Annotated in this window: 29 protein-coding genes; 23 read left to right on the forward strand and 6 right to left on the reverse strand. The window is 72.5% G+C overall.

Features of this window, described 5'->3' with window-relative positions; all coding sequences use genetic code 11:
* The first annotated feature begins 40 nt into the window (after nt 1-40).
* Together LV79_RS06945 and LV79_RS06950 are read left to right on the forward strand one after the other, a co-directional pair.
* A complete protein-coding gene (locus LV79_RS06945) occupies nt 41-1,066 on the forward strand; it encodes an NAD-dependent epimerase/dehydratase family protein (protein ID WP_253833223.1) in 1,026 nt (341 codons plus the stop codon).
* The gene (locus tag LV79_RS06950) at nt 1,063-2,025 is read left to right on the forward strand and encodes a lysophospholipid acyltransferase family protein (RefSeq protein ID WP_372495276.1); all 963 of its coding nucleotides are present in this window, start codon (nt 1,063-1,065) and stop codon (nt 2,023-2,025) included. The genes LV79_RS06945 and LV79_RS06950 overlap by 4 nt, the downstream gene beginning before the upstream one ends.
* Before the next feature lie 24 nt (nt 2,026-2,049).
* Here the strand turns inward: LV79_RS06950 and LV79_RS06955 are convergent, their stop codons facing one another.
* The 5 genes from LV79_RS06955 to LV79_RS06975 form a co-directional block, all read right to left on the reverse strand.
* Entirely contained in the window at nt 2,050-3,300 is a 1,251-nt protein-coding gene (locus LV79_RS06955; RefSeq protein ID WP_253833227.1) for a cytochrome P450, read from the reverse strand.
* Nucleotides 3,297-3,845: a TetR/AcrR family transcriptional regulator gene (locus LV79_RS06960; protein ID WP_253833229.1), complete on the reverse strand. Its 549-nt coding sequence runs from the start codon at nt 3,843-3,845 to the stop codon at nt 3,297-3,299. Before LV79_RS06960 ends, LV79_RS06955 begins: the two co-directional genes overlap by 4 nt.
* A 48-nt stretch (nt 3,846-3,893) precedes the next feature.
* Entirely contained in the window at nt 3,894-4,787 is an 894-nt protein-coding gene (locus LV79_RS06965) for an HAD family hydrolase (RefSeq protein ID WP_253833231.1), read from the reverse strand.
* 71 nt (nt 4,788-4,858) lie between these two features.
* Nucleotides 4,859-6,163, reverse strand: a complete 1,305-nt coding sequence (locus tag LV79_RS06970) for a DUF5667 domain-containing protein (RefSeq protein ID WP_253833233.1) — start codon at nt 6,161-6,163, stop codon at nt 4,859-4,861.
* Between the two features lie 151 nt (nt 6,164-6,314).
* Entirely contained in the window at nt 6,315-6,962 is a 648-nt protein-coding gene (locus tag LV79_RS06975; RefSeq protein ID WP_253833235.1) for a sigma-70 family RNA polymerase sigma factor, read from the reverse strand.
* Between the two features lie 218 nt (nt 6,963-7,180).
* Here LV79_RS06975 and LV79_RS06980 point away from each other — a divergent pair, with 218 nt between their 5' ends.
* The 18 genes from LV79_RS06980 to LV79_RS07065 all read left to right on the forward strand — a co-directional run bounded on the left by LV79_RS06980 (nt 7,181) and on the right by LV79_RS07065 (nt 23,330).
* On the forward strand, nt 7,181-8,704 hold the full coding sequence (locus LV79_RS06980; RefSeq protein ID WP_253833237.1) for an AMP-binding protein: 1,524 nt from the start codon (nt 7,181-7,183) through the stop codon (nt 8,702-8,704).
* Nucleotides 8,701-8,934: a glutaredoxin family protein gene (locus tag LV79_RS06985; protein WP_253833239.1), complete on the forward strand. Its 234-nt coding sequence runs from the start codon at nt 8,701-8,703 to the stop codon at nt 8,932-8,934. Before LV79_RS06980 ends, LV79_RS06985 begins: the two co-directional genes overlap by 4 nt.
* A gap of 42 nt (nt 8,935-8,976) precedes the next feature.
* Nucleotides 8,977-10,494, forward strand: a complete 1,518-nt coding sequence (locus LV79_RS06990; protein ID WP_253833241.1) for a molybdopterin-dependent oxidoreductase — start codon at nt 8,977-8,979, stop codon at nt 10,492-10,494.
* Between the two features lie 692 nt (nt 10,495-11,186).
* The gene (locus LV79_RS06995; protein WP_372495330.1) at nt 11,187-11,750 is read left to right on the forward strand and encodes a fasciclin domain-containing protein; all 564 of its coding nucleotides are present in this window, start codon (nt 11,187-11,189) and stop codon (nt 11,748-11,750) included.
* Nucleotides 11,751-11,935: 185 nt separating this feature from the next.
* Nucleotides 11,936-12,751 carry a redox-sensing transcriptional repressor Rex gene (locus LV79_RS07000; protein WP_253833245.1) on the forward strand — a complete coding sequence of 272 codons (816 nt, stop codon included), beginning with the start codon at nt 11,936-11,938 and terminating at the stop codon, nt 12,749-12,751.
* 17 nt (nt 12,752-12,768) lie between these two features.
* Nucleotides 12,769-14,076 (forward strand): glutamyl-tRNA reductase, encoded by a 1,308-nt coding sequence (locus LV79_RS07005; protein ID WP_372495331.1) that lies wholly within the window; start codon nt 12,769-12,771, stop codon nt 14,074-14,076.
* Nucleotides 14,064-15,020, forward strand: coding sequence for a hydroxymethylbilane synthase (gene hemC, locus LV79_RS07010; protein WP_253833249.1), 957 nt, complete (start codon nt 14,064-14,066; stop codon nt 15,018-15,020). The genes LV79_RS07005 and hemC overlap by 13 nt, the downstream gene beginning before the upstream one ends.
* A gap of 21 nt (nt 15,021-15,041) precedes the next feature.
* The gene (locus LV79_RS07015; RefSeq protein ID WP_253833251.1) at nt 15,042-16,574 is read left to right on the forward strand and encodes a bifunctional uroporphyrinogen-III C-methyltransferase/uroporphyrinogen-III synthase; all 1,533 of its coding nucleotides are present in this window, start codon (nt 15,042-15,044) and stop codon (nt 16,572-16,574) included.
* Nucleotides 16,575-16,667: 93 nt separating this feature from the next.
* Nucleotides 16,668-17,645, forward strand: a complete 978-nt coding sequence (gene hemB / locus LV79_RS07020; RefSeq protein WP_253833253.1) for a porphobilinogen synthase — start codon at nt 16,668-16,670, stop codon at nt 17,643-17,645.
* A gap of 16 nt (nt 17,646-17,661) precedes the next feature.
* A complete protein-coding gene (locus LV79_RS07025) occupies nt 17,662-18,153 on the forward strand; it encodes a hypothetical protein (protein ID WP_253833255.1) in 492 nt (163 codons plus the stop codon).
* Nucleotides 18,150-18,602, forward strand: coding sequence for a transport-regulating membrane protein Mce1N (gene mce1N / locus LV79_RS07030; protein WP_308208925.1), 453 nt, complete (start codon nt 18,150-18,152; stop codon nt 18,600-18,602). The genes LV79_RS07025 and mce1N overlap by 4 nt, the downstream gene beginning before the upstream one ends.
* Before the next feature lie 73 nt (nt 18,603-18,675).
* Nucleotides 18,676-19,233 carry a hypothetical protein gene (locus LV79_RS07035; protein WP_253833257.1) on the forward strand — a complete coding sequence of 186 codons (558 nt, stop codon included), beginning with the start codon at nt 18,676-18,678 and terminating at the stop codon, nt 19,231-19,233.
* Nucleotides 19,234-19,326: 93 nt separating this feature from the next.
* Nucleotides 19,327-19,866 carry a hypothetical protein gene (locus tag LV79_RS07040; RefSeq protein WP_253833258.1) on the forward strand — a complete coding sequence of 180 codons (540 nt, stop codon included), beginning with the start codon at nt 19,327-19,329 and terminating at the stop codon, nt 19,864-19,866.
* Nucleotides 19,867-19,994: 128 nt separating this feature from the next.
* Entirely contained in the window at nt 19,995-20,417 is a 423-nt protein-coding gene (locus LV79_RS07045) for a hypothetical protein (RefSeq protein ID WP_253833260.1), read from the forward strand.
* Nucleotides 20,418-20,443: 26 nt separating this feature from the next.
* On the forward strand, nt 20,444-20,770 hold the full coding sequence (locus LV79_RS07050) for a hypothetical protein (RefSeq protein ID WP_253833262.1): 327 nt from the start codon (nt 20,444-20,446) through the stop codon (nt 20,768-20,770).
* 36 nt (nt 20,771-20,806) lie between these two features.
* Nucleotides 20,807-22,126, forward strand: coding sequence for a glutamate-1-semialdehyde 2,1-aminomutase (hemL, locus tag LV79_RS07055; protein WP_253833264.1), 1,320 nt, complete (start codon nt 20,807-20,809; stop codon nt 22,124-22,126).
* A complete protein-coding gene (locus LV79_RS07060; protein ID WP_253833265.1) occupies nt 22,123-22,752 on the forward strand; it encodes a histidine phosphatase family protein in 630 nt (209 codons plus the stop codon). Before hemL ends, LV79_RS07060 begins: the two co-directional genes overlap by 4 nt.
* Nucleotides 22,752-23,330: a TlpA family protein disulfide reductase gene (locus tag LV79_RS07065; protein WP_253833267.1), complete on the forward strand. Its 579-nt coding sequence runs from the start codon at nt 22,752-22,754 to the stop codon at nt 23,328-23,330. The genes LV79_RS07060 and LV79_RS07065 overlap by 1 nt, the downstream gene beginning before the upstream one ends.
* Here the strand turns inward: LV79_RS07065 and LV79_RS07070 are convergent.
* The gene (locus LV79_RS07070; RefSeq protein ID WP_253833269.1) at nt 23,323-23,847 is read right to left on the reverse strand and encodes a hypothetical protein; all 525 of its coding nucleotides are present in this window, start codon (nt 23,845-23,847) and stop codon (nt 23,323-23,325) included. The genes LV79_RS07065 and LV79_RS07070 overlap by 8 nt on opposite strands.
* A 508-nt stretch (nt 23,848-24,355) precedes the next feature.
* On the opposite strand from LV79_RS07070, the gene LV79_RS34360 reads away from it, so the two are divergent.
* The 3 genes from LV79_RS34360 to LV79_RS07085 all read left to right on the forward strand — a co-directional run bounded on the left by LV79_RS34360 (nt 24,356) and on the right by LV79_RS07085 (nt 26,643).
* Complete coding sequence (locus tag LV79_RS34360) at nt 24,356-25,084, forward strand: GAF and ANTAR domain-containing protein (protein ID WP_253833272.1); 729 nt, start codon at nt 24,356-24,358, stop codon at nt 25,082-25,084.
* Nucleotides 25,081-25,797: a GAF and ANTAR domain-containing protein gene (locus LV79_RS07080; protein WP_253833274.1), complete on the forward strand. Its 717-nt coding sequence runs from the start codon at nt 25,081-25,083 to the stop codon at nt 25,795-25,797. The genes LV79_RS34360 and LV79_RS07080 overlap by 4 nt, the downstream gene beginning before the upstream one ends.
* 75 nt (nt 25,798-25,872) lie before the next feature.
* Nucleotides 25,873-26,643, forward strand: coding sequence for a cytochrome c biogenesis CcdA family protein (locus tag LV79_RS07085; RefSeq protein WP_253833282.1), 771 nt, complete (start codon nt 25,873-25,875; stop codon nt 26,641-26,643).
* The last annotated feature ends 3 nt before the right edge of the window (nt 26,644-26,646 follow it).

Consider the following 26,646-nt stretch of genomic DNA (forward strand, 5'->3'; position numbering starts at 1 on the left):
GGCTCGTCCCTGCAAGCGCCCACTGCCCCCGGGGGTTCCCATGGCACCACGGACCGTCCTGGTCACCGGTGTCGGCGGGTACCTGGGTGGCCACCTGGCCGCCCGGCTGGCGGCGAACCCGGCCGTCGGCCGCGTGCTCGGCGTCGACACCGTCGGCCCGCACCGCGCGGTCGCGGGTCTGCTCGGTCGCGCCGAGTTCGTCCGCGCCGACATCCGCAACCCGCTCATCGCCAAGGTCATCACCTCGGCCGAGGTCGACACCATCGTGCACGCCTCGCTGACCGCCAACCCGCCCGGCCCGTCCCGGCGCAGCGCGGTCAAGGAGATGAACGTCATCGGCGCGATGCAGCTGCTCGCCGCCTGCCAGCGCGCCCCGTCGGTGCGCAAGCTCGTCGTCAAGTCCACGGCCGCCGTCTACGGCGCCGGTGCCCGGCTGCCCGCGGTGCTGACCGAGGACGACCCGCCGCGTGAGCTGTCCTCCAGCGGTTACGCGAAGGACGCCGTCGAGGTGGAGGGCTACGTCCGGGCCTTCGCCCGCCGCCGCCAGGACGTCGACGTCACCGTGCTCCGGCTGACCAACATCGTCGGCCCCAGCATCGACACCGTGCTCACCCGCTACTTCGCGCTCCCGGTCGTGCCCACCGTGCTCGGCTACGACCCGCGCATCCAGCTCCTGCACTCCGAGGACGCCCTCGCCGCTCTGGAGCTCGCCGCCACCGGTTCGGTCCCCGGCGTGTTCAACGCGGGCGGCGACGGGGTGCTGCTGCTGTCCCAGGCCATCCGCCGCGCCGGGCGGATCCCGTTCCCGGTGCCGCGCGGGGCCATGCCCACCGCGGGCAGGCTGCTGCGGGGCTCCCGCCTGGTCGACTTCTCCGCCGACCACGTCCGCTACCTCAACCACGGCCGGGTGCTGGACACGACCCGGCTCCGCTCGGTCTTCGGGTTCACCCCGCGGTGGACCACCCGGCAGGCCTTCGACGACTACGTCCACGGCAGCGGGTTGCGCCCGGTCGTCGACGCCTCGGCCATCGAGCGTCTCGAACGTGCCGTGGCGGGTACCCGATGAGGGTGACGCGCACGCAGCACGCCCAGGTGATCCCGCTGGACCGCGCCGAGCGGCAGCGCAAACCGACGCAGGACGGTCCAACGGTCGAACCGACCCCGTTACGCCCGACCCCGGCGGTTGAGCCTGCCGCGGGCCTGCGGGGTGCTCTGGCGGACGCTCTGGGCTTCGCCCGACGGCGCCTCACGGGCGACTACACCGTCGACCAGTTCGGTTTCGACCCCGAACTCACCGACGCCGTGCTCCTGCCCCCGCTGCGGGCGGTCTACCGCCACTGGTTCCGGGTCAAGGTCACGGGCGCGGAGAACCTCCCGGAGACCGGCGGGGCGCTCGTCGTGTCCAACCACTCCGGCACGCTGCCGTGGGACGCGCTGATGACGGCGGTGGCGGTCAAGGACAACCGCGACCGCTACCTGCGGATGCTCGGCGCCGACCTGGTGTTCCAGACCCCGGTGCTCGGCGCGCTGGCCCGCAAGTCCGGGCAGACGCTGGCCTGCAACCCCGACGCCGAGCAACTCCTGCGTTCCGGCGAGCTGGTCGGGGTGTGGCCGGAGGGGTTCAAGGGCGTCGGCAAGCCGTTCTCGGACCGCTACAAGCTCCAGCGCTTCGGCCGCGGCGGGTTCGTCTCGGCCGCGCTGCGCACCGGCGTGCCGATCGTGCCCTGCTCCATCGTGGGCGCCGAGGAGATCTACCCCAAGATCGCCGACGTCAAGCCGCTCGCCCGGCTGCTCGGCCTGCCCTACTTCCCGATCACCCCCTTCTTCCCGCTGCTCGGTCCACTCGGGGCGGTGCCGCTGCCGTCCAAGTGGCACATCCACTTCGGCGCTCCGGTGTCCACAGCGGACTACGCCACCGACGACGACCCGGTCGTGGTGTTCACGGTGACCGACCAGATCAGGGAAACCATCCAGCAGACCCTGTACCGGATGCTCAACCAGCGCGGGAACCCGTTCCTCGGCTAGCGGGCTCCACAGTGGTGCGGCCGTTCAGTGGTGCAGCCGCAGGGACCGCAACCCCCTGATCACCGTGGTCGGCCGCCACCTCGGGGTCCCGACGACGTTGAGCGTGGGGAAGTGCGCGCTCAGCACCCGCAGCGCGACCTCGGCCTCCAGCCGCGCCAGCGGGGCGCCGAGGCAGTAGTGCGCGCCACTGGAGAAGGCCAGGTGGTCGTTCTGCCCGGTGCGGCCGATGTCGAACTCGTCGGGCCGGTCGAACGCGGCCGGGTCCCGGCCAGCGGCGCCGATCAGCACGATGACCATGCCGTCCTTGGCGACCGGGACGCCCGCGATCTCGGTGTCCTCGTGCGCGAACCGCGCGGTCATCTGCACCGGCGCCTCGTAGCGCAGCACCTCGTCGACGGCCGGGCCGAGCAGGGTGTCGTCCGCGCGCAGCCGGTCCCACTGGTCGGGGTTGCGGGCGAAGGTCCACACCGCGTTGCCGATCAGGTTGATCGTCGTCTCGAAGCCAGCGAGCAGCAGCAGTTCGCAGGTCGTGGCCAGTTCCAGCTCGGTGAGCTCGGCGGAAGCGGCCAGTGTGCTGATCACGTCGCGACCGGGGTTCGCCCTGCGCTCGGCGATGAGCCGGGTGAACAGCCCGCGCAGCTCCCGGTTCGCCCTGCGGACCAGGAGCGCGTGCCGCACCGACTTCACCCCGTCCAGCGACGCGCCGAGCACCCGGCCGTAGCGGGCGAACACCGTCGCGTCGACGTCCGGGACGCCGAGCAGCGAGCTGATCACCGCGATCGGCAGCGGCGCGGCGAACTGCGCCATGAGGTCGAAGTCGTCGTCGAACAGCAGCGGCACCATCAACTTGGACGCGACCCCGCCCACGTCGTGGCGGTAGCCCGCGATCTTCGCCGGGCTGAACGCCGGCCTGGCCAGCGCGCGCAGCCTGGTGTGGTCGGGCGGGTCCAGCTCCAGGAACGACGGGATGACCGGCACCCCACCGGGCAGCCCGGAAGCGGCGAACGGCGGCGGCTCGACCCCGTCGGCGGTGCGCACGCCGAATGTCCGGTCCCGCAACACCTTCGAGCACAGCTCGTGCGACGCCACCACGGTCAGGCCGGTGCTGCTGCGGTGCACCCCGGCGCCCTCCCGCAGTCGCTTGTAGACGGGGTACGGGTTGCCGCGCCAGGGTGCAGACACCAACCGCGCCAGGTCGTCGCCGCGGGCCGCCATGGCCCACAACGCCGCGCGCTGCACCCCTAACCGCGCACCGAGCGCGAGTTCCGCCTTCATGTCCCGATTCCCCCCAGCAACGTGTCGTACGCCAGTCTCGGCGCGTCCAGCGGCGCCAGCTTCCCCTCGGCGACGCCCTCCCACGCGGTGTAGACCACGGCGTAGAGCGACGACACCGCCCACCACGGCGCCACCCCGGGCCGCAGCACCCCCGCCTCGGCCGCCTCGCCCATGAACCGGGTGAGCGGGCGGTCGACCTGCTTCCAGCGCTCCAGCAGCTCCGGCTCGGCGTCGAGCGAGGGCTGGCGCAGCAGGAACTCCAGGCGCGGCCCCAGCGGCACCAGCGCGTCGACCAGCCCGCGCAGCCCCGCCGCCGGGTCGACACCCGCCGGGAGCGCCGCGCCCACCGCCCGGTCGAGCAGCTCCAGCGAGTCCTCGGCCACCGCGACCAGCAGGTGCTGGCGGGTCGGGTACCGCTTGTGCAGCGTGGTCCGGCCGATCCCCGCGGCCGCCGCCACCTGCGCCAACGACGCGGTCGCGTCCCGCAGCAGCACCTCGGCGGCCACCGCCAGAACGGACTTCGCTGTTCGCACCTGAACACTCATGTTCACAACGGTACAGACGACTCCGCCCAGCATCGAGCGATCAGGGGATCAGACCGCGCGCTTGCGGTACGCCAAGCCCGCGGCGACCGCGCCTGCCAGCGCGCCCGCGCCGAGCACCGACGGGACGCCGATCTTGGCCGCCTTGCGCCCGGTGCGGAAGTCGCGGATCTCCCAGCCCCGCTTGCGGGCCACCTCGCGCAGACCGGAGTCCGGGTTGACCGCCACCGCGGTGCCCGCCACCGACAGCATCGGGATGTCGTTGGACGAGTCCGAGTACGCGGTGCAGCGGCGCAGGTCCAGCCCCTCGCGGGCGGCCAGCGAGCGCACCGCGTGCGCCTTCGCCGGGCCGTGCAGCATCTCCCCGACCAGCTTGCCGGTGAACACGCCGTCGGTGCTCTCCGCGACCGTGCCGAGCGCGCCGGTCAGCCCGAGCCTGCGGGCGATGATCGCCGCCAGCTCCACCGGGGTCGCGGTGACCAGCCAGACCCGCTGGCCCGCGTCCAGGTGCATCTGGGCCAGCGCCCTGGTGCCCGGCCAGATCTTGTCCGCCATCAGCTCGTCGTAGATCTCCTCGCCGAGCGCGCTGAGCTCGGCGACCGTGTGACCGGCCACAAAGGACAGTGCCTGCTCCCGGCTGCTGCGGATCCCGTCGGCGTTCTCCTTGCCGCCGACCCGGAACATCACCTGCTGCAGCGCGAACTTGGCCAGGTCGGAGTTGGAGAAGAACTTGCGCGCGGCCAGGCCGCGGGCGAAGTGGAAGATGGACGCGCCCATCATGATCGTGTTGTCCACGTCGAAGAACGCCGCCGCGGTCAGGTCGATCGGGACCGGGGTGTCGGACTGTTCGATCGCGACGGATGCCGCCTCGGCGCTCGCCTCACCCGCGAGCGCGGCGAGGCGTTCGAGTTCGGGGTTCTTCTGACCCCCACGCCGCACGGACACCGCACGCCTCCCCGCTGGATCTCACCTGTGCCCACCAGGGTAGCGATCCGCCGCCCGGTTCGGCGCCCGCCTCAGCCGATCCGGATGGGGCCGATGCCGAGCAGGGGCGGCAGTTCGATGGTGGGCAGCGGCAACGGCAGCGGCACCGACACACCGGGGGCCGGTGTGCTGGTGCCGGAGGTCGGGCTGGGGGAGCCGATGATGGGCGGCAGGTCCACCAGCGGTGGTGGCGTCGTGGTCCGCGGCGCGCCCGGTGTCGTCGTTACGGGTTGTCCACCCGGTGGCGGCGCGGTCGGTTGCACCGTGGGCGACGCGCCCGGCTGCCCGTCCGGGCCGGTGCCCGCCTGCGAGCTCGGCGGGGTCGTCAACACCCGCGGCGCGTCCGGTCGCACCTCGCACACCGCGGTCGCGGGCAGCGCGCCGATCTCGTCGAGGTCACCGGAGGTCACCTGGTAGCACGGCACCCTGGCCAGCAGCGCGGCCGCGCGGCCCTCCACCTGGTCGAGCAGCGCCAGGGAGGCCGAGAGCCTGCTGTCGGTGGCCTGCGGGAGCTTGGGGCGCAGCGCGGCCAGCCGGGCGCCCTGCTGGTCGGCCCACGTGCGCAGGGTGGCCAGCTGGCTGCCGTCGCCGGAGGCGGCCACCGAGGTCAGGCCGCGGCTGCCCGCGGTGGCGTCGTTGTCGAAGTCGCCGAGCGCGTCCAGGTAGCCCGCGGTCGGGGCGCCGTCCCGGTCGGCCTGGCGCAGCGCGAGCGTCTCGATCTCGCTGATCCGGGCGGTGGCGAACTCCAGGTGCTTGAACGCCTTCTCCTCCTGCCCGAAGGTCAGGCCGAGTGCGGCGGCCTCGCCGGTCCGCTTCACCCCGTAGAGCGCGTCACCGGGCAGCGCGTCGCGGGCCAGCAGCAGGCTCATGCCCGCCAGCGAGAACACCAGGGCGAGGGCGGCGACGGCGGCGACGGTGAACCGGGCACGGGCCGACCCGCGCGGGGTCGGCGACGGGCGGGTCGCTGGCGCCGAGTCCGGATCGCGGCGCCCGCGGGGAGCCCTCCCGGAGCGCGGCGGTCTGCCAGGTCCCACGGCACCGGCCCGGCGCGGGGTCGGTGACGGGGGCACCTGGTCGGGTCTTTGCTCGGCGCGGGGCTCCGGGTGGATCGGCTCGGCGACCAGGCTCGCGGTGATCCTGGCCCGCATCCTGGACCTGGCGTCGTCATCGGGTGCGGTGTCGCGGGCGAGCGCGGCCAGCAGTTCGACTATGGCGTGGTCGTCGTCGGTGAACTCGGGTCCCAGTTCGTCGACCAGACCAGGGTGCGCGCGGCCCGCGCGCGGTCTGTCCGCCCGCTCGCCCTGGGGTCCGGTCGACCCCGCTCCGCTGTCCACCATCCCGCTCCGACTCCTGTGGGTCTCGCTGTGGATGAAACGACTCGCCTGCCTCCGGGTTACGGCCCGGCCACGTGGCACATATCGATTGACCCCAACGGGTCAACGCACACTCTCCCACCGGGGTGCGCCGAATCGGCTCGAACCCACCGGATCACCGCAGTTCGGTCGGCAGCAGCTGGGCCAGCCTGCGCACCGCGCGGTGCTGCAGCGCCTTGACCGCGCCCTCGTTCCGGTTCATGATCTCCGCCGTCTCGGCGACGGACAAGCCCTGCAGGAACCGCAGGACGATGCACTCGCGCTGGTCGTCGCCCAGTTGGTCGACGCAGCCGAGCAGCGCCTCCCTGGTGACCTTGGACATCACCTGCTGCTCGGGACCGGCCTCGACCCGCTCGGAGTCGCGGATCTCCGGGGTGGTCACCTCGAGCCGGAACCGGCTGGACTTGACGTGGTCGAGCACCAGGTTGCGGGCGATGGTGACGAACCACGCGCCGACGTCGCGGCCCTGGTAGGTCACGGAGGTGATGCGGCGTAAGGCGCGTAAGAACGTCTCGCTGGTGACGTCCTCGGCCAGTTCCCGGTCGCCGACGCGGAACAGGACGTAGCGGTAGACCACGTCCACGTACCGGTCGTAGAGCTGCCCGAAGGCCACCGTGTCGCCCTGCTGCGCGGCGTGCACCAGCGCCCACGACTCGCTGTGCGCCTGGTCCGGCACCGCCCCGTCCTGCCCGGCGCCGTCGGTTGTCGACCGTGCCGAGGGCACGTTGCGGCTGGACGGGTCGGATCGCGTCTGGCGGGTCATCGGACGGCCGCACACTCCCTCGGGACCCGGCGGTCGCGCCACCGCCGGGGCATCGCAGCTTGGCTTGGTGTTACTTCTCGGTCGTGAGCGGTGTCGTGACCAGGACGGGAACGGAACGAGTAGTTAACCGTGACGTGGGTGATGCGTGCCACACTGCGGTGCCGCTGCTTCCTGGTTGGTGATCGATGTGGGTGGGATGGAACGAGGGAGGTCCGCCGATGGCCGACACACCGACCCGCAACGTCGCCGACCTGGTGACCGCGGCGAGCGAGAACGTACCTGCCCACCTCGGGCTGGTCGACGTCCCCGAGTCGCGTTCACTCAGCTGGCAGCGGCTGGACACCGCCGTCAGCCGGTACGCGAACACCCTGGTGGGGGTGGGGCTCGCCCCGGGTGACCGGGTGGCGCTCGTGATGTCCAACGACCTCCAGGCCTGTGTCGTGCTGTTCGCGGTGCTCCGGGCGGGTGCGGTGGCCGTGCCGCTCGGCACCGACGCGGTCCCCCGCGAAGTCGAGCGGGTTCTCGACCACAGCGGTGTGTGTTTCGCTTTCGGCGTACCCAGGGTTACCGATCGCACCGGCGGAGTTGTCACCGCCCTCCCCGATCCGGTGCTGGACGACTCCCCGGAGCCGGTGCCGCCGTTCCCGGCCGTCGGCGGCGGCGAGGACATCGCCCTGCTCTGCCACACCTCCGGCACCGCGGGCACCCCGCGCGGCGTGATGCTGTCGCACCGCGCGCTGCTGGCCAACGCCGCCCAGTGCGCCGCGCTGCGCCCCGCACCGGTGACCCCGACCGACCGGGTGCTGCTCGCCGTCCCGTTGGCCCACGCCTACGGGCTGTCCGGCCTCTGGCAGGTCGCGCTCACCGGGGCCACGGGCGTGCTGACCGGCAGGTTCACCGTCGACACCGCGCTCGACGCGTGCCGCGAGCACCGGGTGACCACCCTCGTCGGCGTCCCCGCCATCTACCAGGCGCTCGCCACCGCGGGCCGCGACCGGCTCGGCGACGCGCTGGCCACCGCCCGGATGCTGACCTCCGGCGCCGCCCCGCTCGACCCGCGCACCCTCGCCCTGTTCCAGCAGCAGACCGGCCTGCCGATCTACGAGGGCTACGGCCTGACCGAGACCGGCCCGGTGCTCACCTCGACCCTGGTCGGCGGCGCGGCCAAACCCGGCTCGGTCGGCCGGGCCATCCCCGGCGTGGAGCTGCGGCTGGTCGACGCGGACGGCGCCCAGGTCGCCAACCCCGCCGACGAGGACGACCCCGACTTCGGCGACGACTCCGACACCGGCCTGGTCGCCGCGCGCGGGCAGAACCTGTTCAGCGGCTACTGGCCCGACGGCGCCGACGGCCCGGACGCCGACGGCTGGTTCCGCACCGGCGACGTCGGCTACTTCGACCCCGACGGCGACCTGCGGCTGGTGGACCGCGCGGGCGACCTGATCATCGTCAACGGGTTCAACGTGTACCCGCACGAGGTCGAGCAGGTCGTGGCGGAGCTGCCGGAGGTCGCCGAGGTCGCGGCGGTCGGCGTGCCGGACGAGCGCGCGGGCGAGCGGGTGAAGCTGGTCGTCGTCGCGCGGGCGGGCGTCGAGCTGACCCGCGAGCGGCTGCTCGAGCACTGCCGGGTCAACCTGGCCCGGTTCAAGGTGCCGACCGTGGTCGAGTTCGCCGCCGAGCTGCCGCACTCGGCCACCGGCAAGATCCGCCGGGCCGGGCTGCGCGGTAGCGTCGAGGCATGAGCAGGGTGACCGTCATGACCAGGCAGGGCTGCCACGCCTGCGAGGTCGCCGAGTCCGATGTGGCCCGCGTCTGCGCCGACCTGGGCGTCGACTGGTCCGCGGTGGACGTCGACAGCGACCCGGAACTGCGCGCCGAGTACGGCGACCGGGTCCCGGTGATCCTCGTGGACGACGCCGAGCACGGGTACTGGAAGGTCGAGGAAGACCGGCTGCGCGCGGCGCTCACCTGATCGAGTCCCGATCCGCGGGGCCGTCCGCTCCGAATCACCCCCGTGGACACTTCTGACAGGCTCGGCAAGAGGGTGGCCGCACTTGTCGGCGTCCTCGCCGTGGCCGCCGCACTCGCCGCTGGTCACGTCGTCGCCGGGTTCGTCGGCCCGAACGCGTCCCCCTTCCTCGCCGTCGGCAACACCGCGATCGACCTGACGCCGTCCTGGCTGAAGAACTTCGCGGTCCGCACCTTCGGCACCTACGACAAGGTCGTCCTGCTCGGCGGGATGGGCCTGACGATCGTGGTGTTCGCCGTCGTGGCCGGGCTCCTGTCCCGCCGGACGCCGTTGCCGGGTCTCGTGCTGGCCAGCGTGCTCGGGCTGCTGGGTGTGGCCGCGGTCTTGAACCGGCCGGACCTCGGTGCGCTCGCCGTGGTCGCGCCGCTCGCGTCCCTTGTGGTCGGCGTGGTGGCGTTCCGGTTCCTGCACAACTCCGCTCGCGCGCGGGGGTCCTCCGACGAGTCCCGGCGGACGTTCCTGAAGGTGTCCGGTGGGGTCGCGGTCGGGGCGGGCGTGCTCGGCGGGTTCGGGCAGTTCCTGTCCGGGCGCGTGGACGTGGAGGGTTCGCGGGCCGCTGTCGGTCGGCTGACGCCGAAGGTCGCCGCACCGGCCATCCCGCGCGGGGCCGAGTTCCCGGGCAACCCGACGTTCATCACGCAGAACCGGGACTTCTACCGCGTCGACACAGCGCTGACCGTGCCCCGGCTGCGCGCGGAGGACTGGCACCTGCGCATCCACGGCCTCGTCGACACCGAACTCAACCTGGACTACGGCGACATCCGCGGTCGGCCACTGGTGGAACGCACGATCACCATGACCTGCGTGTCCAACGAGGTCGGCGGCCCCTACATCTCGACGTCCAACTTCATCGGCATCCCCCTGCGCGACTTGCTGATGGAAGCAGGAGTCCAGCCCTCGGCCGACCAGCTGTTCTCCTCCAGCATCGACGGCTGGACCGCGGGCACCCCGGTCGCCGACCTGATGGACCAACGCCGCGGCGCCCTCCTCGCCATCGGCATGAACGGCGAACCGCTCCCGCTTGAACACGGCTTCCCCGCGCGGATGGTGGTGCCGGGCCTGTACGGGTACGTCTCCGCGACCAAGTGGGTCGTCGACATGGAACTCACGCGCTTCGGGGAGAAGCCGTTCTACTGGGAGGAGCGCGGGTGGGGCACTCGCGGGCCCATCAAGACCCAGTCCCGGATCGACGTACCGCGCGGCTTTGCTTCTGTGCCTGCGGGCCCCGTGACGATCGCCGGTATCGCTTGGGCGCAGACGGTGGGGATCGCCCGGGTGGAGGTCCGGATCGACGGCGGGGCTTGGCAGGAAGCGGACCTCGGGGTGGAGGTCAACGACCAGACCTGGCGGCAGTGGCAGACGACATTCCAGCTGACCGCGGGCAGTCACCGGGCCGAGGTACGAGCGACCGACCGCCGGGGGATGGCGCAGACCGAGATGCGAGTGCCGCCGATCCCTGATGGCGCAACGGGTTGGCACTCCTCTCTGTTCACTGTGGAGTGATCATTTCCGGGTGTCCCGGATTTCATCCTTGCGGGGTACAGAAGTTATCCACATGTGGATCTCCGCGGGGGTCGGTTCAAGATCGACTGTCGGTGGGTCCCGGTAGACTGGCCCAGGGACGCCCCCCGGAGAGGGTGGGGGCTGGGCGGGGGAGGGACCGCGCGCGGGCGCGATCCGGGGGCGGTAGGCCAGAGGGGGCGCTCGGCGAAGCCGCGCCGGTAGACCGGGAGGGGCGTCCGGCGGAGTGGGGCGGGTAGGCCGGGAGCAGCGTCTGGCTAGGCGGGGGCGGTCGTGGCGGCCGCGATGGTGAAGCTCCGGGTGGTCAGGGCGCTTGCGTCCGAGCGTGGGGATGGCCGGTAGGTCGGGGTCGCGTTTGGTGGTGTGGAGCCGCTGGGGGATGGGCCTGGGGTGTTCGAGGCGTGTTGTGGTCGGCCTTGGCGGTGTGGAGCGATGTTGGGGGCGCGCGAAGTCGTGGCGGGACTTCTGGGGGAAATCACCCGTTCGTGAGGGGGAAAGTGTTGTGTGGGGCCAAACCGGGGGTGGGGTGGGGGCGAATTCCTGGGGATTGTCCACAGTTGGAGGAGATTCTGGTGAGCAACCTCAAGCCGGTCCTAGGCGCTGCCGCTGTTCTGGTTTTGGCGCTGGGTGGGTGTGGTGACAAGGATTCGGGTACGGCGGCTTCGACGGCTGCTGTGCCGACCACGACGACTACCGCTGGGGCGCAGATGGGGGCTGCCGCGGCGGCGGCGGATGGGGTGACCACGGCGGCGGAGGTGTTCGGGCCCAGTTGCAAGGACCTGCCGCAGGGGGACGCGGCGGGTGGGTTGACGTCGATGGGGCCGCAGCCGGTGGCGACCGCTGCCAGTACGAACCCGTTGTTGACGAAGTTGGTGGCCGCGGTGAAGGCGATCCCGGGGTTGGTGGACACCCTGAACACCACCGACAACCTGACGATCTTCGCCCCGGCGGATCCCGCGTTCGCGGCGCTGGGGGACGCGCAGTTCCAGGAGTTGGCGGCGAACCCGGCCGCGTTGGCGCCGATCCTGCAGTTCCACGTGGTGCCCAAGCGCTACAACCGGGACGGGTTGGTGGCGGCGGGCACCGTCAAGTCGCTCAACGCGGCGGGTGGGGATATCAAGATCGAAGGCACCGGGGACGACATCACGATCAACGGGGCCAAGGTGCTGTGCGGGAACATCCCGACGAAGAACGCCACGGTGTTCGTGATCGACACCGTGCTCACGCCGAAGGGCTGACCGGCGGGCGGACCGCGGTACTGATCGATCGGCGCAGGTGGGCGGGTGCGCACCCGCCCACCTTTCGCGTCCCCGGGGCCCCCGGTGTGGGCTTGGTCAAGCCGCTGGCCACTGACTTTGTGCACACGTTCACAAGCGGTACCGTTATGGCGACCCGGAGACGAAAACCCTCGAGGAGCTACAGCGTGGCGGCACAGCGAGGCCAGCGGAACGGGGTCGGCGTCACCCCGCCCGCCCCCACCGCCGCGGAGATCACCACCCCCATCCCGAGGGTCACCGAGGTGCCCGCCGCTCGGGAGCGGGCGCGGGCGATCCCCGAGGCCGCCGTCGCCAGGCTGGCCGTCTACCTGCGGGTGCTCTCCGGCATGCAGGAGCACGGCTCCGGCACCGTCTCCAGCGAGGAGCTCGCCGCCGCCGCCGGGGTCAACTCGGCGAAGCTGCGCAAGGACCTGTCCTACATCGGCTCCTACGGCACCCGCGGCGTCGGCTACGAGGTCGCGGTGCTCATCGAGGAGATCGAGCGGATCCTCGGGCTGACCCGCAAGCACAGCGTCGCGGTCGTCGGGATCGGTAACCTGGGACACGCCCTGGCCAACTACGGGGGGTTCCCAGGACGGGGTTTTCCCGTGACCGCTCTGTTCGACGTCGATCCCGACCTGGTCGGCGTGCCCGTCGGCGGGCTGCCGGTCGGCCACATCGATGACATCGCCCGCGTGTGCGCCGAGCGCGAGGTCTCCATCGGTGTGATCGCCACGCCGCCGCCCGCAGCGCAGGCCGTGTGCGACCGGTTGGTCTCCGCCGGTGTGCAGTGCATCCTCAACTTCGCGCCGGTCGTGCTGCAGGTGCCCGACCACGTCGAGGTCCGCAAGGTCGACCTGGCCGTCGAGCTGCAGGTCCTCTCCTTCCACGTGGCCCGCCGCGCGGACAACGCCGCGGTCTTGGCCGAGGCGAACGGTCGAGCAGCGAACGGCAGGGCGGTGGACGGGATGGTGGTCTCGTGAGCGTGATCGCCGTCGGCATGTCGCACCGGTCCGCCGAGGTGCGCCTGCTCGAGCGGGTCACCGTCGCCGCCGTCGACGTGCCCAAGCTGCTCGGCGAGCTGCTGGACTGCCCGAACGTGTCCGAGGCCGTGCTGGTCTCCACGTGCAACCGGGTCGAGGTCTACGCCGTCGTCGACGCGTTCCACGCCGGGCTCGCCGACATCGCGGGCGTGCTCTCGCGGCACTCCGGCACTGACGTGGCCGCCCTCTACGACCACCTCTACGTGCACTACGCGGCGGCCGCCGCCCAGCACCTGTTCACCGTCGCCGCTGGCCTGGACTCCATGGTCGTCGGCGAGTCGCAGATCCTGGGCCAGGTCCGGCTCGCCTACGGCGCGGCCACCGACGCGGGCACCGTCGGGCGCACCCTGCACGAGCTGGTCCAGCAGGCGCTGCGGATCGGCAAGCGGGTGCACACCGACACCGGTCTCGACCAGGTCGGCGGCTCGGTGGTGTCCGAGGCGCTCGCCGACGCCGACGCCGCCCTCGGTGGGCTGGCTGGTCGCCGGGCGCTGGTCGTGGGCGCCGGGTCGATGGGCGGGCTCGCCGCCGCCGCGCTGCGCCGGGCCGGGATCGGCGAGGTCGTCATCGCCAACCGGTCCGAGGCCAACGGGGCCCGGCTGGCCGCGTCGCTGGTCGAGCAGGGCGTGCCCGCGAGCGCGACCGGGCTCGACGCGCTGCCCGCCCGCATCGCCGAGGCCGACCTGGTGGTGTCCTGCACCGGCGCGGTCGGCGCGGTGATCACCGAGGACTCCGTGCTCCCCCGCTCGGGCAAGCCGCTGGTCGTCTGTGACCTCGGCCTCCCGCGCGACGTCACCGACGCGGTGGCCGACCTCGCCGACGTGCGCGTCGTCGACCTGGCCAGCCTGCAGCGCCGGTTGGCCGACGCGCCCAGCGGCACCGACACCGCGCTGGCCACCGAGATCGTCGCCGAGGAGGTGCGCGGCTACCTCGCCGCGCAGCGCTCGGCCGAGGTCACCCCGACCGTCACCGCGCTGCGCCGCCGCGCCGCCGAGGTCGTCGACGCCGAGCTGCTGCGCCTGGACGCGCGGCTGCCCGAGCTGGACGCCCCCGTGCGCGAGGAGCTGGCCCGCACCGTGCGCCGGGTGGTCGACAAGCTCTTGCACACCCCCACCGTCCGGGTCAAGGAACTGGCCTCGGGACCGCGGGGCACCGGTTACGCCGAGGTGCTGCGCGAGCTGTTCGCGCTCGACCCGCAGCACCCGGCGGCCGTCACGACCCCGCACGAGTCTCCTGTGGACGGTGGTAAGCCATGGACCGAGTGATCAGGATCGGTACCCGGGGCAGCGCGCTCGCCCTGACCCAGACCCAGTTGGTCGCCGACGAGCTCGAACGCGCGGGCGCCAAGGTCGAGATCATCACCGTGTCCACCCCCGGTGACCGCTCGTCCGCGCCGATCGCCGAGATCGGTGTCGGGGTGTTCACCTCGGCGCTGCGCGACGCGCTCGCCGAGGGCGCCATCGACGTGGCCGTGCACTCCTACAAGGACCTGCCGACCGCGCCGGACTCCCGGCTCTCGCTTGCCGCGGTGCCGCGCCGCGAGGACCCGCGCGACGCGCTGATCGCCCGCGACGGCCTCACCCTCGGTGAGCTGCCGCCCGGCTCGCGCCTGGGCACCGGCTCGCCGCGGCGCGCCGCCCAGTTGCGCGCGCTCGGCTTCGGCCACGAGATCGTGCCGATCCGCGGCAACGTGGACACCCGCATCGCCATGGTGACCTCGGGCGCGCTCGACGGTGTCGTGCTGGCCCGCGCTGGCCTGTCCCGGCTGGGCAGGCTCGACGAGATCACCGAGACCCTCGACCCGATCCAGATGCTGCCCGCGCCCGCGCAGGGCGCGTTGGCGGTGGAGTGCCGCGTCGACGACGTCGACGTCGAGCACCTCCTCCAGTCCACAGTGGACGACGAAGCAACCCGGGTGGCCGTCGCGGCGGAGCGGGCGATGCTCGCCGCGCTCGAAGCGGGCTGCAGCGCGCCGGTGGGCGCGCTGGCCGAGGTAGTGGAAGACCTCGACGCCGACGACAGGGTGGTCCACCGCCTGTCGTTGCGCGGGGTCGCCGCCGCGTACGACGCCAACGACCCGGCCGGGGCCGTTGACATCATGCGCGCATCGGCAACCGGTGACCTGACCGCAGGAGAGCAGCTCGGTCGCGCGCTGGCCGCCGAGCTGCTGGAACTCGGGGCCGGGGTGCTCTCCGGTCCCGAGGCGTAGTTGATGGGAAGTGGCCTGACAATGACCACCCGTGCACGAAAGTCCCCCGGACGCGTCGCTTTCGTGGGCTCCGGCCCCGGCGACGCGGGACTGCTCACCGTTCGCGCGAAAGAGCTGCTCCAACGCGCGGAGCTCGTGGTGACCGACCCCGACGTCCCCTCCGGCGTGCTCGCGCTCGCCAGGGCGGGCGCCGAGGTGCGGCCAGCCGTCGGCGAACCGGCCGACGTGGCCAAGGACCTCGCAGGCGAGGCCAAGGCGGGGCGGGTCGTGGTCCGCCTCGTCGCGGGCGACCCGCTGACCCACTCCGCGGTGGTGGCCGAGGCCCAGGCCGTGGCCCGCACCAGCGTGGTGTTCGACGTGATCCCCGGCGTCTCCGCCGCGACCGCCGTGCCCGCCTACGCGGGCATCGCGCTCGGCTCGACGCACACCGAGGTCGACGTGCGCGGCGACATCGACTGGGCCGGTCTTGCCGGGGTGCCCGGACCGCTGGTGCTGCACGCCAGCGCCAGCCACCTCGCCGAGGCCGCGTCCTCGCTGGTGGAGCACGGCCTGGCACCGCAGACCCCGGTCGCGGTCACCGCGGACGGCACCAACACCAGCCAGCGCACCATCGACACCACGCTGGCCTCGTTGGCCGCCGACGCCGGGGAGATCTCCGGCCACCTGGTGGTCACCGTCGGCGCCGCCGTGGCGCAGCGCTCGAAGCTGTCCTGGTGGGAGTCGCGGGCGCTCTACGGCTGGCGGGTCCTGGTGCCGCGCACCAAGGACCAGGCTGGCGAGATGAGCGACCGGCTGCACCTGCACGGCGCGATCCCCAGCGAGGTGCCGACCATCTCGGTCGAGCCGCCGCGCAGCCCGGCGCAGATGGAGCGCTCGGTCAAGGGCCTGGTCGACGGCCGGTACCAGTGGGTCATCTTCACCTCGACCAACGCGGTGCGCGCGGTGTGGGAGAAGTTCGCCGAGTTCGGTCTCGACGCCCGCGCGTTCTCCGGTGTGAAGATCGCCTGCGTCGGCGAGGCGACGGCGGCGAAGGTGCGCTCGTTCGGCATCAACCCCGAGCTGGTGCCCTCCGGTGAGCAGTCCAGCGAGGGCCTGCTCGCCGACTTCCCGCCCTACGACGACATCCTGGACCCGGTCGAGCGGGTCCTGCTGCCGCGCGCGGACATCGCCACCGAGACCCTGGCCGCCGGTCTGCGCGACCGGGGCTGGGAGATCGACGACGTGACCGCGTACCGGACCGTGCGCGCGGCGCCGCCGCCCGCCGAGACCCGCGAGATGATCAAGACCGGCGGGTTCGACGCGGTGTGCTTCACCTCGTCGTCCACCGTGCGGAACCTGGTCGGCATCGCGGGCAAGCCGCACGCGCGGACCCTGGTCGCCTGCATCGGGCCCAAGACCGCGGAGACGGCCCGCGAGTTCGGCCTCCGGGTCGACGTCCAGCCGGAGCACGCGACGGTGCCTGCCTTGGTGGACGCGCTGGCCGAGCACGCGGCCAGGTTGCGGGCCGAGGGCGCACTACCCCCGCCGCGCAAGACCAAGCGCGCGCGGCGCTAGACCGCTTGCGGGCGGCGTGCACACCAGCACGCCGCCCGCACTGCTTCAAGACCAGCCTGGAGAGGCTCTTCAGGCAAGCCCGGAGAGGCGACCATGTTCCCCAACCACCGCCCGCGCAGGCTCCGCCGCACGCCTGCCTTGCGCCGCTTGGTCAGTGAGACCGAGGTGCGCCCGAGGCAGTTGGTGCTGCCGATGTTCGTGAAGGAGGGCGCCACCGAGCCCGTCCCGATCGCGAGCATGCCGGGCGTCGTCCAGCACACCCGCGACACGCTGCGCAAGGCGGCGGTAGCTGCGGTGCAGGCCGGGGTCGGCGGGATCATGCTCTTCGGCGTGCCGCAGACCCGGGACGCCACCGGGTCGGGCGGGGTGGACCCGAACGGCGTGCTCAACGTGTCGCTGCGCGACCTGCGCGCCGAACTCGGCGACGACACCGTGCTCATGTCCGACCTGTGCCTCGACGAGTTCACCGACCACGGCCACTGCGGCGTGCTCGACGACAACGGCAACGTCGACAACGACGCCACCCTCGCCATCTACGCCGACATGGCGCTGGCGCAGGCCGAGGCGGGCGCCCAGTACCTCGGGCCGAGCGGGATGATGGACGGCCAGGTCGGGGTGGTCCGCGAGGCGCTCGACGCCGCCGGGCACGTCGACACCGGTGTCCTCGCCTACTCGGTGAAGTTCGCCTCCGCGTTCTTCGGCCCGTTCCGCGACGCGGTCGAGTCGCAGCTCACCGGCGACCGGATGAGCTACCAGCAGGACCCGGCCAACGTCCGCGAGGCGCTGCGGGAGACCGCGCTCGACCTCAACGAGGGCGCTGACCTGGTCATGGTCAAGCCAGCGCTGGCCTACCTGGACGTGATCCGCGCGGTGCGCGAGGTGGCCGACGTGCCGGTCGCCGCCTACCAGGTGTCCGGCGAGTACGCGATGGTCGAGGCGGCCGCCGCGAACGGCTGGCTGGACCGGCGGCGCACCGTGCTGGAGTCGCTGCTGGCGATCCGCCGCGCGGGCGCCGACGTGATCCTGAGCTACTGGGCCACCGAGGCCGCGGGCTGGCTCGACCAGCGCTGACGGGTATGTTCGCCCGGTGACGGTGCCCGAGGAACCCCCGGTCATGCCCACCGCCGACGAGGCGGAGGTCCGGACCGACCCACCCATCGCGGTGCGGGTCTCGTTCTGGATGTGGGTGCTCGCGGGCGCGCTCGGCATCGTCGGCGCGGTGCTGTTCTTCCGGCTGCGCGACGACTGGGCGCTGCGCGAGTACGAGCGGTTCCGCGCTGCGGGCAAGTCCGAGGTGAGCGCGGCCGACCTGGCGGCGACCGCGAACGGGCTGTCCTGGTGGCTGCTGCTCGGGTCGGCGATGTTCTTCGGCTTCTTCCTGCTGCTGGCCTACCAGGCGCGGCGCGGGGTGCGGAAGGCGCGGACGCTGCTGCTGGTCGTCGCGGTGTTCGCCGCGCTGTTCCAGTACTCCGTCGGCCGGGTCACCATCTACGGCCTCGGCAGCTCGCTGGTGATCATCGTCGCGGTGGGCCTGCTGTTCGGCAAGGGCGGCCGCCGGTTCTTCCGCGCCGCACCGTGATCGACCCCGACGAGGGGCCGGTGCTGTTCGCCGAACCCGGGTCGACGCGGTGGCCGCTGCTGTGGGGGCCGCTGTTCAGCGCCGCGGGCATCGGGGTGGAGGCCGCGAGCGGGCGGGTGCACTGGTTCGCCTGGGCGATGGTCGGCCTCGGGCTGTTCGCGATGACCGCCGGGTGGGTCGGCGTGCGGCGCAAGGTGTGCCGGGTCGTGCTGACCCCCGCCGCGCTGCACCAGGGCCGGGAATCGTTGCCGGTGGCCAGGATCGTGTCGGCGACCGACGTCGGCACCCCGGTCGGTGCCCGCCCGCTCGGGGGTGGCTGGACGGTGCCGAAGAAGACCACCGAACTGCCGCTGGAGCTCGACGACGGCACCGTGGTGCTCGCCTGGGCGCTCGACGCGGTCGCCCTCGCCGCCGCGCTGCGGCCGCTGATCACTGGACCACCCCGGTGAACTCCGGTGACCGCTGGGGCACAACGCCCGAAACGGGCGTGCGTCGCCTCTCAGGAACCAATAACTTCTCCGCATGACTACGAGCGGACCCGGTCCCCAGGACAACGAGCCCACCCCGCAGCCGCTGCCCGCCGCGCCGCCGGTGCAGATCCCGCTGCCGCACCAGGAGTGGCCGACCGAGCGGCCCAAGGCCGTGCGGACCGCGTTCACCCTGCTGCTGGTGCAGGCGGGCCTCAACCTGCTCGCCGTGGTGCTGGTGCTCGCCATCGGCCGCAAGGGCTTCGAGAAGGTGATCAGGGACGGCCTCGTCGAGTCGGGGCAGGCGGCCACCGCGGAGGCCGTCCAGCTCGGCGCCACCACCGCGTTCGCCTTCGCGCTGGTGCTGGCCCTGATCCCGGTGATCGCCTACGGCGCGCTCAGCTTCCCGGTGCGCAACGGGCACAACTGGGCGCGGCTGACCGTCTCGATCTTCGCGGTGGTGCACGCCGTGCTGCTGCTCCTGGGCCTGCTCACCGGCGGCGGCGGCGCGGTGCTCTCCGTGCTGCAGATCGTGCTCCTGGGCATCACCGTCGCCCGCCTCTACGGCAAGGAAGCCAAGCCGTACTTCGACAAGCAGCGGCTCGCGAGCTGACCCCGCTGGTCACGGGTCCAGCGCGGCCAACGGGTCGACGACATCTCGGCTAACAATCGTGCGTTCGCACCCGGGGTCCAATAACTTGCCAGCATGACTACGAGTGGACCCGATCCCCAGAACAACCCGTACCAGCCCTTGCCCGCCGCGCCGCCGGTCACCGGGTACGGCCAGCAGGCCCCCAAGCCCGCGTCGGTCGAGAACGCCTTCAAGCTGTGGGTGCTCAGCGGCCTCCTCGGCCTCGTCGGCTTCGTCCTCACGCTGCTGCTCGGCATGGACGCCCTGCGGGAGAACGCCGCGCGCGAGCTCGCCAAGAGCAACGCCGCGGGCCTCACCGTCGACGGCGCGGTCACCGCGGGCCTGGTGTTCGGCGGTGTGGTCGCGGTGGGCTTCTTCGCGCTCTACCTGCTCTTCGCGTTCAAGATGCGCGCCGGGCGCAACTGGGCCCGGATGACCCTGGCCATCCTCGGCCTGCTCGGCATCCTGGTCTCCGTGCTCGGCCTGGTGACCGAGGGCGCGGCACCGGTCGACATGGTGATCAGCGTGATCCAGGTGCTCATCGTCGGCGGCGCGATCTACTTCATGTTCACCGCCGAGGCCAAGCCGTACTTCGAGCAGCGGCACGCCGGCTGAGATCGGTCATGGCGGCGTCCTGACCTGGGTACACCTGTCCGAGAGGGCGGGGGGCCCGGTTCGGGACGCCGCTGCCGACGTGGCGAGCGCCTCGTAACACCGGGATGGCCTGGGGCTACATAACTCCCGTGACCGAGCCGACCCCCAGCACGGACCCGGACAACACCCCCGACGAGTTCACCGGCAGGCCCGCCGCGGTGACGCTCGCGGTCTGGGGTGCGGTCGTGAGCGCGGTGCTGACCGGGGGGCTGCTGGTCTCCGGCGACCGGCCACCGGGGTACCTGGGGTTCGGCGCCGGGCTGTCCGCGATCGCCGCACTGCTGCTCGCCTGGCCGGTGCGCGCGGGCAAGCCGTGGGCGCGGGTCGCGCTGATGGCCACCGCGCTGGTCGGTGCGCTGGGCGCCCCCGCCGCGGCCAACGCGCACGCCAGCTCCTCGCTGGCGTTCCTGCTGTTCGTCCTCATCGTCGTCATCTGGGTGACTGTGGTGACGCTGCTGCTGCGGGTGGACACCCGGGTGTACTTCACCGCCGCGCCGGTTGGCGAGGCGTGAGGGCCCCGGCATGAGAGGCTGAGCGGGTGAGCACACCGCAGACCTCGGAGCCGGAGGCCGTCGGGCTCGGCTGGCCGGACCCGACCGGTGGGCTGAACCGGCCCCGCCGCGCCGTGGCCGCCGCCGTCGAGCTGGTGCTGGTCGGCGCGCTGGTGTGGTTCGCGCTGTGGGCCTACGACCGGGGCACCGTGCAGCTCGCCCCGGTGGCCGAGCGGCCCGACCTGGACTTCCAGCACTTCGCGGGCAACTGGATCGGCATCTCGGTCGCGGTGGGCACCCTCGCCGCGCTGCTGCTGCTCGACGCCGGTCGCCAGCTCGCGCTCGCGGTGCGCACCAGGTCACGCCGGGCGTGAGCGCGGCCACCCGACCGGGTTTGCGAGACTGGTCGGGTGACAGCGCAGGAGCAGGCACACGTGCGCGGCTCGGCCGCGCTCTTCGAGCGGGCCAAGGCGGTCATCCCGGGCGGGGTGAACTCGCCGGTGCGGGCCTTCAACGCGGTCGGCGGCACACCCCGGTTCATGGTCAGCGGGCTCGGCGCGTACCTGTGGGACGCCGACGACAACCGCTACGTCGACCTGGTGTCCTCCTGGGGGCCGATGGTCCTCGGGCACGCCCACCCGGCCGTGGTCGACGCGGTGCGCTCGGCGGCCACCAGCGGGCTGTCCTTCGGCACCCCGACCCCGGGCGAGCTCGACCTGGCCGAGGAGATCATCCGGCGGGTCCAGCCGGTGCGGAAGGTGCGGCTGGTCAACTCCGGCACCGAGGCCACCATGAGCGCCATCCGGCTGGCGCGCGGGTTCACCGGCCGCAAGCGCGTCGTCAAGTTCGCGGGCTGCTACCACGGCCACGTCGACGCGCTGCTCGCCGAGGCGGGCTCCGGGCTCGCCACGCTCGGCCTGCCGACCACCCCCGGGGTCACCGGCGCGCAGGCCGAGGACACCCTGGTGCTGCCCTACAACGACCTGGACGCGGTGCGCGCGGTCTTCGCCGAGCACGGGCCGTCGATCGCCGCGGTGATCACCGAGGCCGCCGCGGGCAACATGGGCGCGATCGCCCCGGTGCCCGGGTTCAACGCGGGCCTGCGGGAGATCACCGCCGAGCACGGCGCCCTGCTGATCATGGACGAGGTGATGACCGGCTTCCGGGTCTCGGCCGGGGGTTGGTACGGCATCGAGGGCGTCGAGGGTGACCTCTACACCTTCGGCAAGGTCATGTCCGGCGGGCTGCCCGCCGCCGCTTTCGGTGGTCGCGCCGACATCATGGACCACCTGGCCCCGGTCGGTCCGGTCTACCAGGCGGGCACCCTCTCCGGTAACCCGGTCGCGGTCGCCGCGGGCCTGGCGACGCTGCGCGCCGCCGACGCCGACGTGTACCGCGCGCTCGACGACAACGCGACCCGCCTCGGCGCGCTGCTGACCACCGCGCTGTCGGAAGCCGGTGTGGCGCACCGGGTCCAGTTCGCGGGCAACCTGCTCAGCGTGTTCTTCACCGAGGACCCGGTCGTCGACTACGCGGGCGCCAAGGCCGCGCAGACCTGGCGGTTCCCCGCGTTCTTCCACGCGCTGCTCGACCACGGCGTCTACCCGCCGCCGAGCGCCTTCGAGGCCTGGTTCGTCAGCGCCGCGCTCGACGACGCGGCGTTCGAGCAGATCGCCGCCGCACTGCCCAAGGCAGCGGCCGCCGCCGCGGCCGCGAAGGAGCCCGCGTGACCCAGACGATCGTGCACCTGCTGCGCCACGGCGAGGTGCACAACCCCACCGGCGTCCTCTACGGCAGGCTCCCCGGCTTCCGGCTCTCCGACACCGGCAAGCGCCAGGCGCTGACCGTCGCCGAGCACCTCGCCGACCGCGACATCGTGCACGTGGTCGCCTCGCCGCTGCAGCGCGCGCAGGAGACAGCCACCCCGATCGCGGCGTCGCACCGGCTGGAACTGGCCACCGACGACCGGCTGATCGAGTCGTCGAACGTGTTCGAGGGCAAGAAGGTCTCCGTCGGCGACGGTGCGCTGCGGTCCCCGGCCAACTGGCCGCACCTGCGCGACCCGTTCACCCCGTCCTGGGGCGAGGCCTACCTGGCGATCGCGCACCGGATGCTCGGCGCCGTGCACCGCGCGCGGGCGGCCGCGGTCGGCCACGAGGCGGTGTGCGTCTCACACCAGCTTCCCGTGTGGACGGTCCGGCGCTACCTGGAGGGCAAGCGGCTCTGGCACAACCCGAGCAAGCGGCAGTGCTCGCTGGCGTCGTTGACCAGCCTGGTGTTCGAGGACGAGCAGCTGGTCGGCCTGCGCTACACCGAACCGGCGGGCAGCAGCGACCCGAAGAACACCGGCGCGTGATGCGGGTCCTCGCCGGCGTCCTCGGCGCGCTGCTGCTGGTGTCGGGCTGCTCGTCGTCGAAGGACGCGGTCGCCAGCGGGACCGAGTTCGTGTTCGTCTCCCCGGGTGGCAAGACGGACATCACCTACGACGGCGCCGACCGCAAGCAGCTGCCGGAGGTGTCCGGACCGTCGCTCATGGACGACACCCGGATTTCCCTTTCGTCCTACCGGGGCAAGGTCGTCGTGCTCAACATCTGGGGCCAGTGGTGCGGCCCCTGCCGCGCCGAAGCCCCGCAGCTGCAACAGGTCCAGGACCGCTACCCGGACCAGGTCCAGGTCGTCGGCATCGATGTCCGCGACAACCAGCGCGACGCCGCGCAGGACTTCATGCGCGACCGCGGCCTCACCTACCCGTCCATCTACGACCCGCCTGGGAAATCCCTCATCGTGCTGAAGGGCTATCCCCGGGCGGTCGTGCCCGCCACTTTCGTGCTCGACAAACAGGGCCGGGTCGCCGCGGCATTCATGCGCGACCTGCTGGCCGAGGACCTGACCCCGCTGGTCGACCGGCTCATCGCCGAATCGGCGACTAATTGACGTGAATTGACTGGAATGTCCTGACCTCGTATTTGTCGCGAGCCCGGCGCCGAACCGCGCGCAATGCCCGGTCCACCTCGGACACCGATCGCCCGGACACCTCGGCGATGTCCTGCCTGCGGTAGCCCGCGCTGACCATGTCGAGCATCCAGACGTCCGGCTCGCGCAGCACCCCGCTGTGCCGCAGCAGCCACTGGGCGTGCACCCGCTCGACCACTGCCTCCGCGTGGTCGCCGGTCGGGGCGGGCTGCAGCGCGGCGTGCCTGAGCAGCCGCCGCCGCGCCGCCTCGCTCGCCGCGAGAACCAGGCAACGCCGCCACACCACGGTCTCCAGCAACGCGTCGAACCCGTCCGGGTAGAGCCTCGGCATGGCCATGACCGCGACGAACGCGTCGTGCACGACGTCGTCCACCTGGTCGTCGAGGCCGAACCGCACCACCATCCCGCTCAACCGCTCCCGGCGGCCGACGCACCGCTCCCACGCCTGGCGGCTGGTCAACAACGACGCCTCAGCCATTCCCGCTCCACCGCCCACCACTCGGTCGGGACCGCTGGCGCGGCCGGGGCGGGGAGTGCGGGGACACCACGGGCACCGGTCGACCGGTGCCGACCAGACGGCGACGTGCGCGGTGTCCCCGCACCATGTGGGGTATTCCCTGCAAATACCCACTGCGCTGAGCGAGCGCTGGTGACGACATTGCCGTGCTCGCCGCGCGAGGGCAAAGGTTGCGATTTCCGGAGTTTCCCCGCCTAGTCTCATCAGGTGAAGTCCGGGGCGCCGTGCGGATGGTGTCGCAAATGACGCCGGATGTGATCGCTGTCATATTTGTCTCCAGACGTGGTGGTCACCAACGCCGGGGTCTGGAGCGCTCTCCAACTATTCCCCCGGCCGGGACCACCCGCCACGCGCACCACTCGAAGGGACCAGTACCGCCCGGTCCCGGGGTCCACAGTGCGGGACTAGGGTGTTGGCGTCGTGCTCGCCGGGTGCGGAGGTGACTCGCTCAACAGGAAGTGGCGAGTACGTGACCGATGCGGGACGGGCTGGCCACCTCGCGGAGTTGACCGAGTGGATCGCCGCCGCCACCGCGGCGCACGGCGGTGCCCTGACCCCGGACCGGTTGTGCGACCTCGTCCAACGCAGACTCGCCGTCGACGGCGCGGTCCTGGTCGTCGCGGTCGACAACGGCGCCTTCGGCACGCACTCGACCGGCGAGACCGGCCTGCGGTTGGCCGAGTGGGAGCTGACCGTCGGCGAGGGACCGCTCACCACGGCGTGGGCGACCAGCGGGCCGGTGCTGGTGCCGGACCTCGCCGGGGCGCTCGCCGCGGGCACGTGGCCGCTGTACGCGGGCGCGCCAGGACTCGCCGGGATCGCGTCAGTGTTCGCGTTCCCGATGACGATCGGTGCGATCCGCCTCGGCGCGCTCGGCGTCTACCGGCACACGGCGGGGGAGTTGTCCTCCCTCGCCCGCGCCGACGCCGTGTTCTTCGCCCGCGTGGCGATGGACCTGCTGATCTCCGAGCCCGCCGTGCTGACCAGCCCGCAGATCCACCAGGCCACCGGGATGGTGGCCGTCCAACTCGGCACCGACGTCTCCTCGGCGTTCGCCAGCCTGCGGGCGCGCTCGTTCGCGGAGGGGCGCCCGCTGGTCGACCTCGCCGACGACGTGGTGGCCCGCAAGGTGCGGTTCGCCGACCCCGGCCGGGACCTGTCCCCGGAAGACCCCGACACAGGAGGTGAGTCCCCGTGAAGCACCAACGACTCTTCGAGACCTTCGTCGAACTCGCAGACACCCTCGTCGACGACTTCGACGTCTTGGACTTCCTGCAACTGCTCGTGGGCCGCTGCGTCGAGCTGCTGGCCATCGACGCGGCGGGGATCCTGCTCGCCACCGTGGACGGCGAGCTGCACATGGTCACCAGCTCGAGCGAGGCGGTGCGCAGGTTGGAGCTGTTCCAGCTGCGCCACGGCGAGGGGCCGTGCCTGGCCGCCTACCGCAGCGGCCGCACGGTCTCGCGGCCGGACCTCACCCGGGTCGACGCCGCCGACGCGCGGTTCGCCTCGGCCGCCATCGCCGACGGGTACCACGCCGTGTTCGCCCTGCCGATGCGCCTGCGGTCGGAGACGATCGGCGCGCTCAACCTGTTCCGGTCCACCCCCGGCGACCTCGACGACCTGTCCATGCACACCGCCAAGGCACTGGTCGACGTCGCCACCATCAGCCTGCTGCAGGCGCGCGCGGTCCGCGACCACGCGCTGCTGAGCGAGCAGCTGCAGGAGGCGCTCACCAGCCGGGTGATCATCGAGCAGGCCAAGGGCGTGCTCGCCGAGCGGCTCGGGCTGGACATGGCGGCGGCGTTCGACCTGCTGCGCGGGCACGCCCGCGACACCAACACCAAGCTCAGCGAGCTGGCCAGGGTCGTGGTCACCGAGACCGGTTGGACCCCGCCGGACAGCCGCTGAGGCCCCGGTGTGACCCACGTCCTGCGGTAGGCCACCCCAGGACAGCCCTCAGGACCGCTTCCCTACGCTGACCCGGTGGACCCGACGCAGCTTGCCATCTCCGGGCCGCTGCTGGTGGCGGCCGGTTTGTCGCTGCTGGCCGGGTTCCTCTCCTTCGCCTCGCCCTGCGTCGTCCCGCTGGTGCCCGGCTACCTCGCCTACCTCGCCGCGCTCGTGGGTGCCGAGGCGCCCGCGGTGAGCGACCAGGAGGAGCGCAAGAAGGGCCGCTACCGGGTGCTCGGCGCGGCCGGGTTGTTCGTGCTCGGGTTCACCGCGGTGTTCACCGCGACGATCGGCAGCCTGGTGTGGCTGGCCGACGCGCTGCTGATCAACGAACAGGTGCTGCAGCGGGTCGGCGGGGTGGTCACCATCGCCATGGCGCTGGTGTTCATCGGGCTGGTCCCCGGGCTGCAGAAGGACATCCGCATCCACAAGACGCCCCGGTTCGGGCTCGCGGGGGCGCCGGTGCTCGGCGGTGTCTTCGCCCTCGGGTGGACGCCCTGCGTGAGCCCGACGCTGTCCGGGGTCATGACCATCGCCGCGTCCACCGGGGGCACCGCAGCGCGCGGGTTCCTGCTGGTCATCGTCTACTGCCTGGGGCTCGGCATCCCGTTCCTGGTGATTGCCCTGGGCGCGCGGTGGGCGGTGCGCGCGACCGCGTGGCTGCGCGCGCACGGCCGCGGCGTCCAACTCTTCGGTGGCGCGCTGCTGATGGTCGTCGGCATTCTGCTGGTCACGGGGCTGTGGGCCGACCTGGTGTCGTGGCTGCGCAACACCGTCGTCTCCGACTACGAGATCCCGCTGTGAGCC

The sequence above is a fragment of the Actinokineospora globicatena genome (assembly GCF_024171945.1).
Classification (GTDB): Bacteria; Actinomycetota; Actinomycetes; order Mycobacteriales; family Pseudonocardiaceae; genus Actinokineospora; species Actinokineospora globicatena.

Bases quoted from the DNA above. Each gene is read 5' to 3' on its own strand.
- LV79_RS06945 (WP_253833223.1), top strand. From the start codon at position 41: ATGGCACCACGGACCGTCCTGGTCACCGGTGTCGGCGGGTACCTGGGT.
- LV79_RS06950 (WP_372495276.1), top strand. From the start codon at position 1,063: ATGAGGGTGACGCGCACGCAGCACGCCCAGGTGATCCCGCTGGACCGC.
- LV79_RS06955 (WP_253833227.1), bottom strand. From the start codon at position 3,300: ATGAAGGCGGAACTCGCGCTCGGTGCGCGGTTAGGGGTGCAGCGCGCG.
- LV79_RS06960 (WP_253833229.1), bottom strand. From the start codon at position 3,845: ATGAGTGTTCAGGTGCGAACAGCGAAGTCCGTTCTGGCGGTGGCCGCC.
- LV79_RS06970 (WP_253833233.1), bottom strand. From the start codon at position 6,163: ATGGTGGACAGCGGAGCGGGGTCGACCGGACCCCAGGGCGAGCGGGCG.
- LV79_RS06975 (WP_253833235.1), bottom strand. From the start codon at position 6,962: ATGACCCGCCAGACGCGATCCGACCCGTCCAGCCGCAACGTGCCCTCG.
- LV79_RS06980 (WP_253833237.1), top strand. From the start codon at position 7,181: ATGGCCGACACACCGACCCGCAACGTCGCCGACCTGGTGACCGCGGCG.
- LV79_RS06985 (WP_253833239.1), top strand. From the start codon at position 8,701: ATGAGCAGGGTGACCGTCATGACCAGGCAGGGCTGCCACGCCTGCGAG.
- LV79_RS07005 (WP_372495331.1), top strand. From the start codon at position 12,769: ATGTCGCACCGGTCCGCCGAGGTGCGCCTGCTCGAGCGGGTCACCGTC.
- hemC (WP_253833249.1), top strand. From the start codon at position 14,064: ATGGACCGAGTGATCAGGATCGGTACCCGGGGCAGCGCGCTCGCCCTG.
- LV79_RS07015 (WP_253833251.1), top strand. From the start codon at position 15,042: ATGACCACCCGTGCACGAAAGTCCCCCGGACGCGTCGCTTTCGTGGGC.
- hemB (WP_253833253.1), top strand. From the start codon at position 16,668: ATGTTCCCCAACCACCGCCCGCGCAGGCTCCGCCGCACGCCTGCCTTG.
- LV79_RS07035 (WP_253833257.1), top strand. From the start codon at position 18,676: ATGACTACGAGCGGACCCGGTCCCCAGGACAACGAGCCCACCCCGCAG.
- LV79_RS07040 (WP_253833258.1), top strand. From the start codon at position 19,327: ATGACTACGAGTGGACCCGATCCCCAGAACAACCCGTACCAGCCCTTG.
- LV79_RS07065 (WP_253833267.1), top strand. From the start codon at position 22,752: ATGCGGGTCCTCGCCGGCGTCCTCGGCGCGCTGCTGCTGGTGTCGGGC.
- LV79_RS07070 (WP_253833269.1), bottom strand. From the start codon at position 23,847: ATGGCTGAGGCGTCGTTGTTGACCAGCCGCCAGGCGTGGGAGCGGTGC.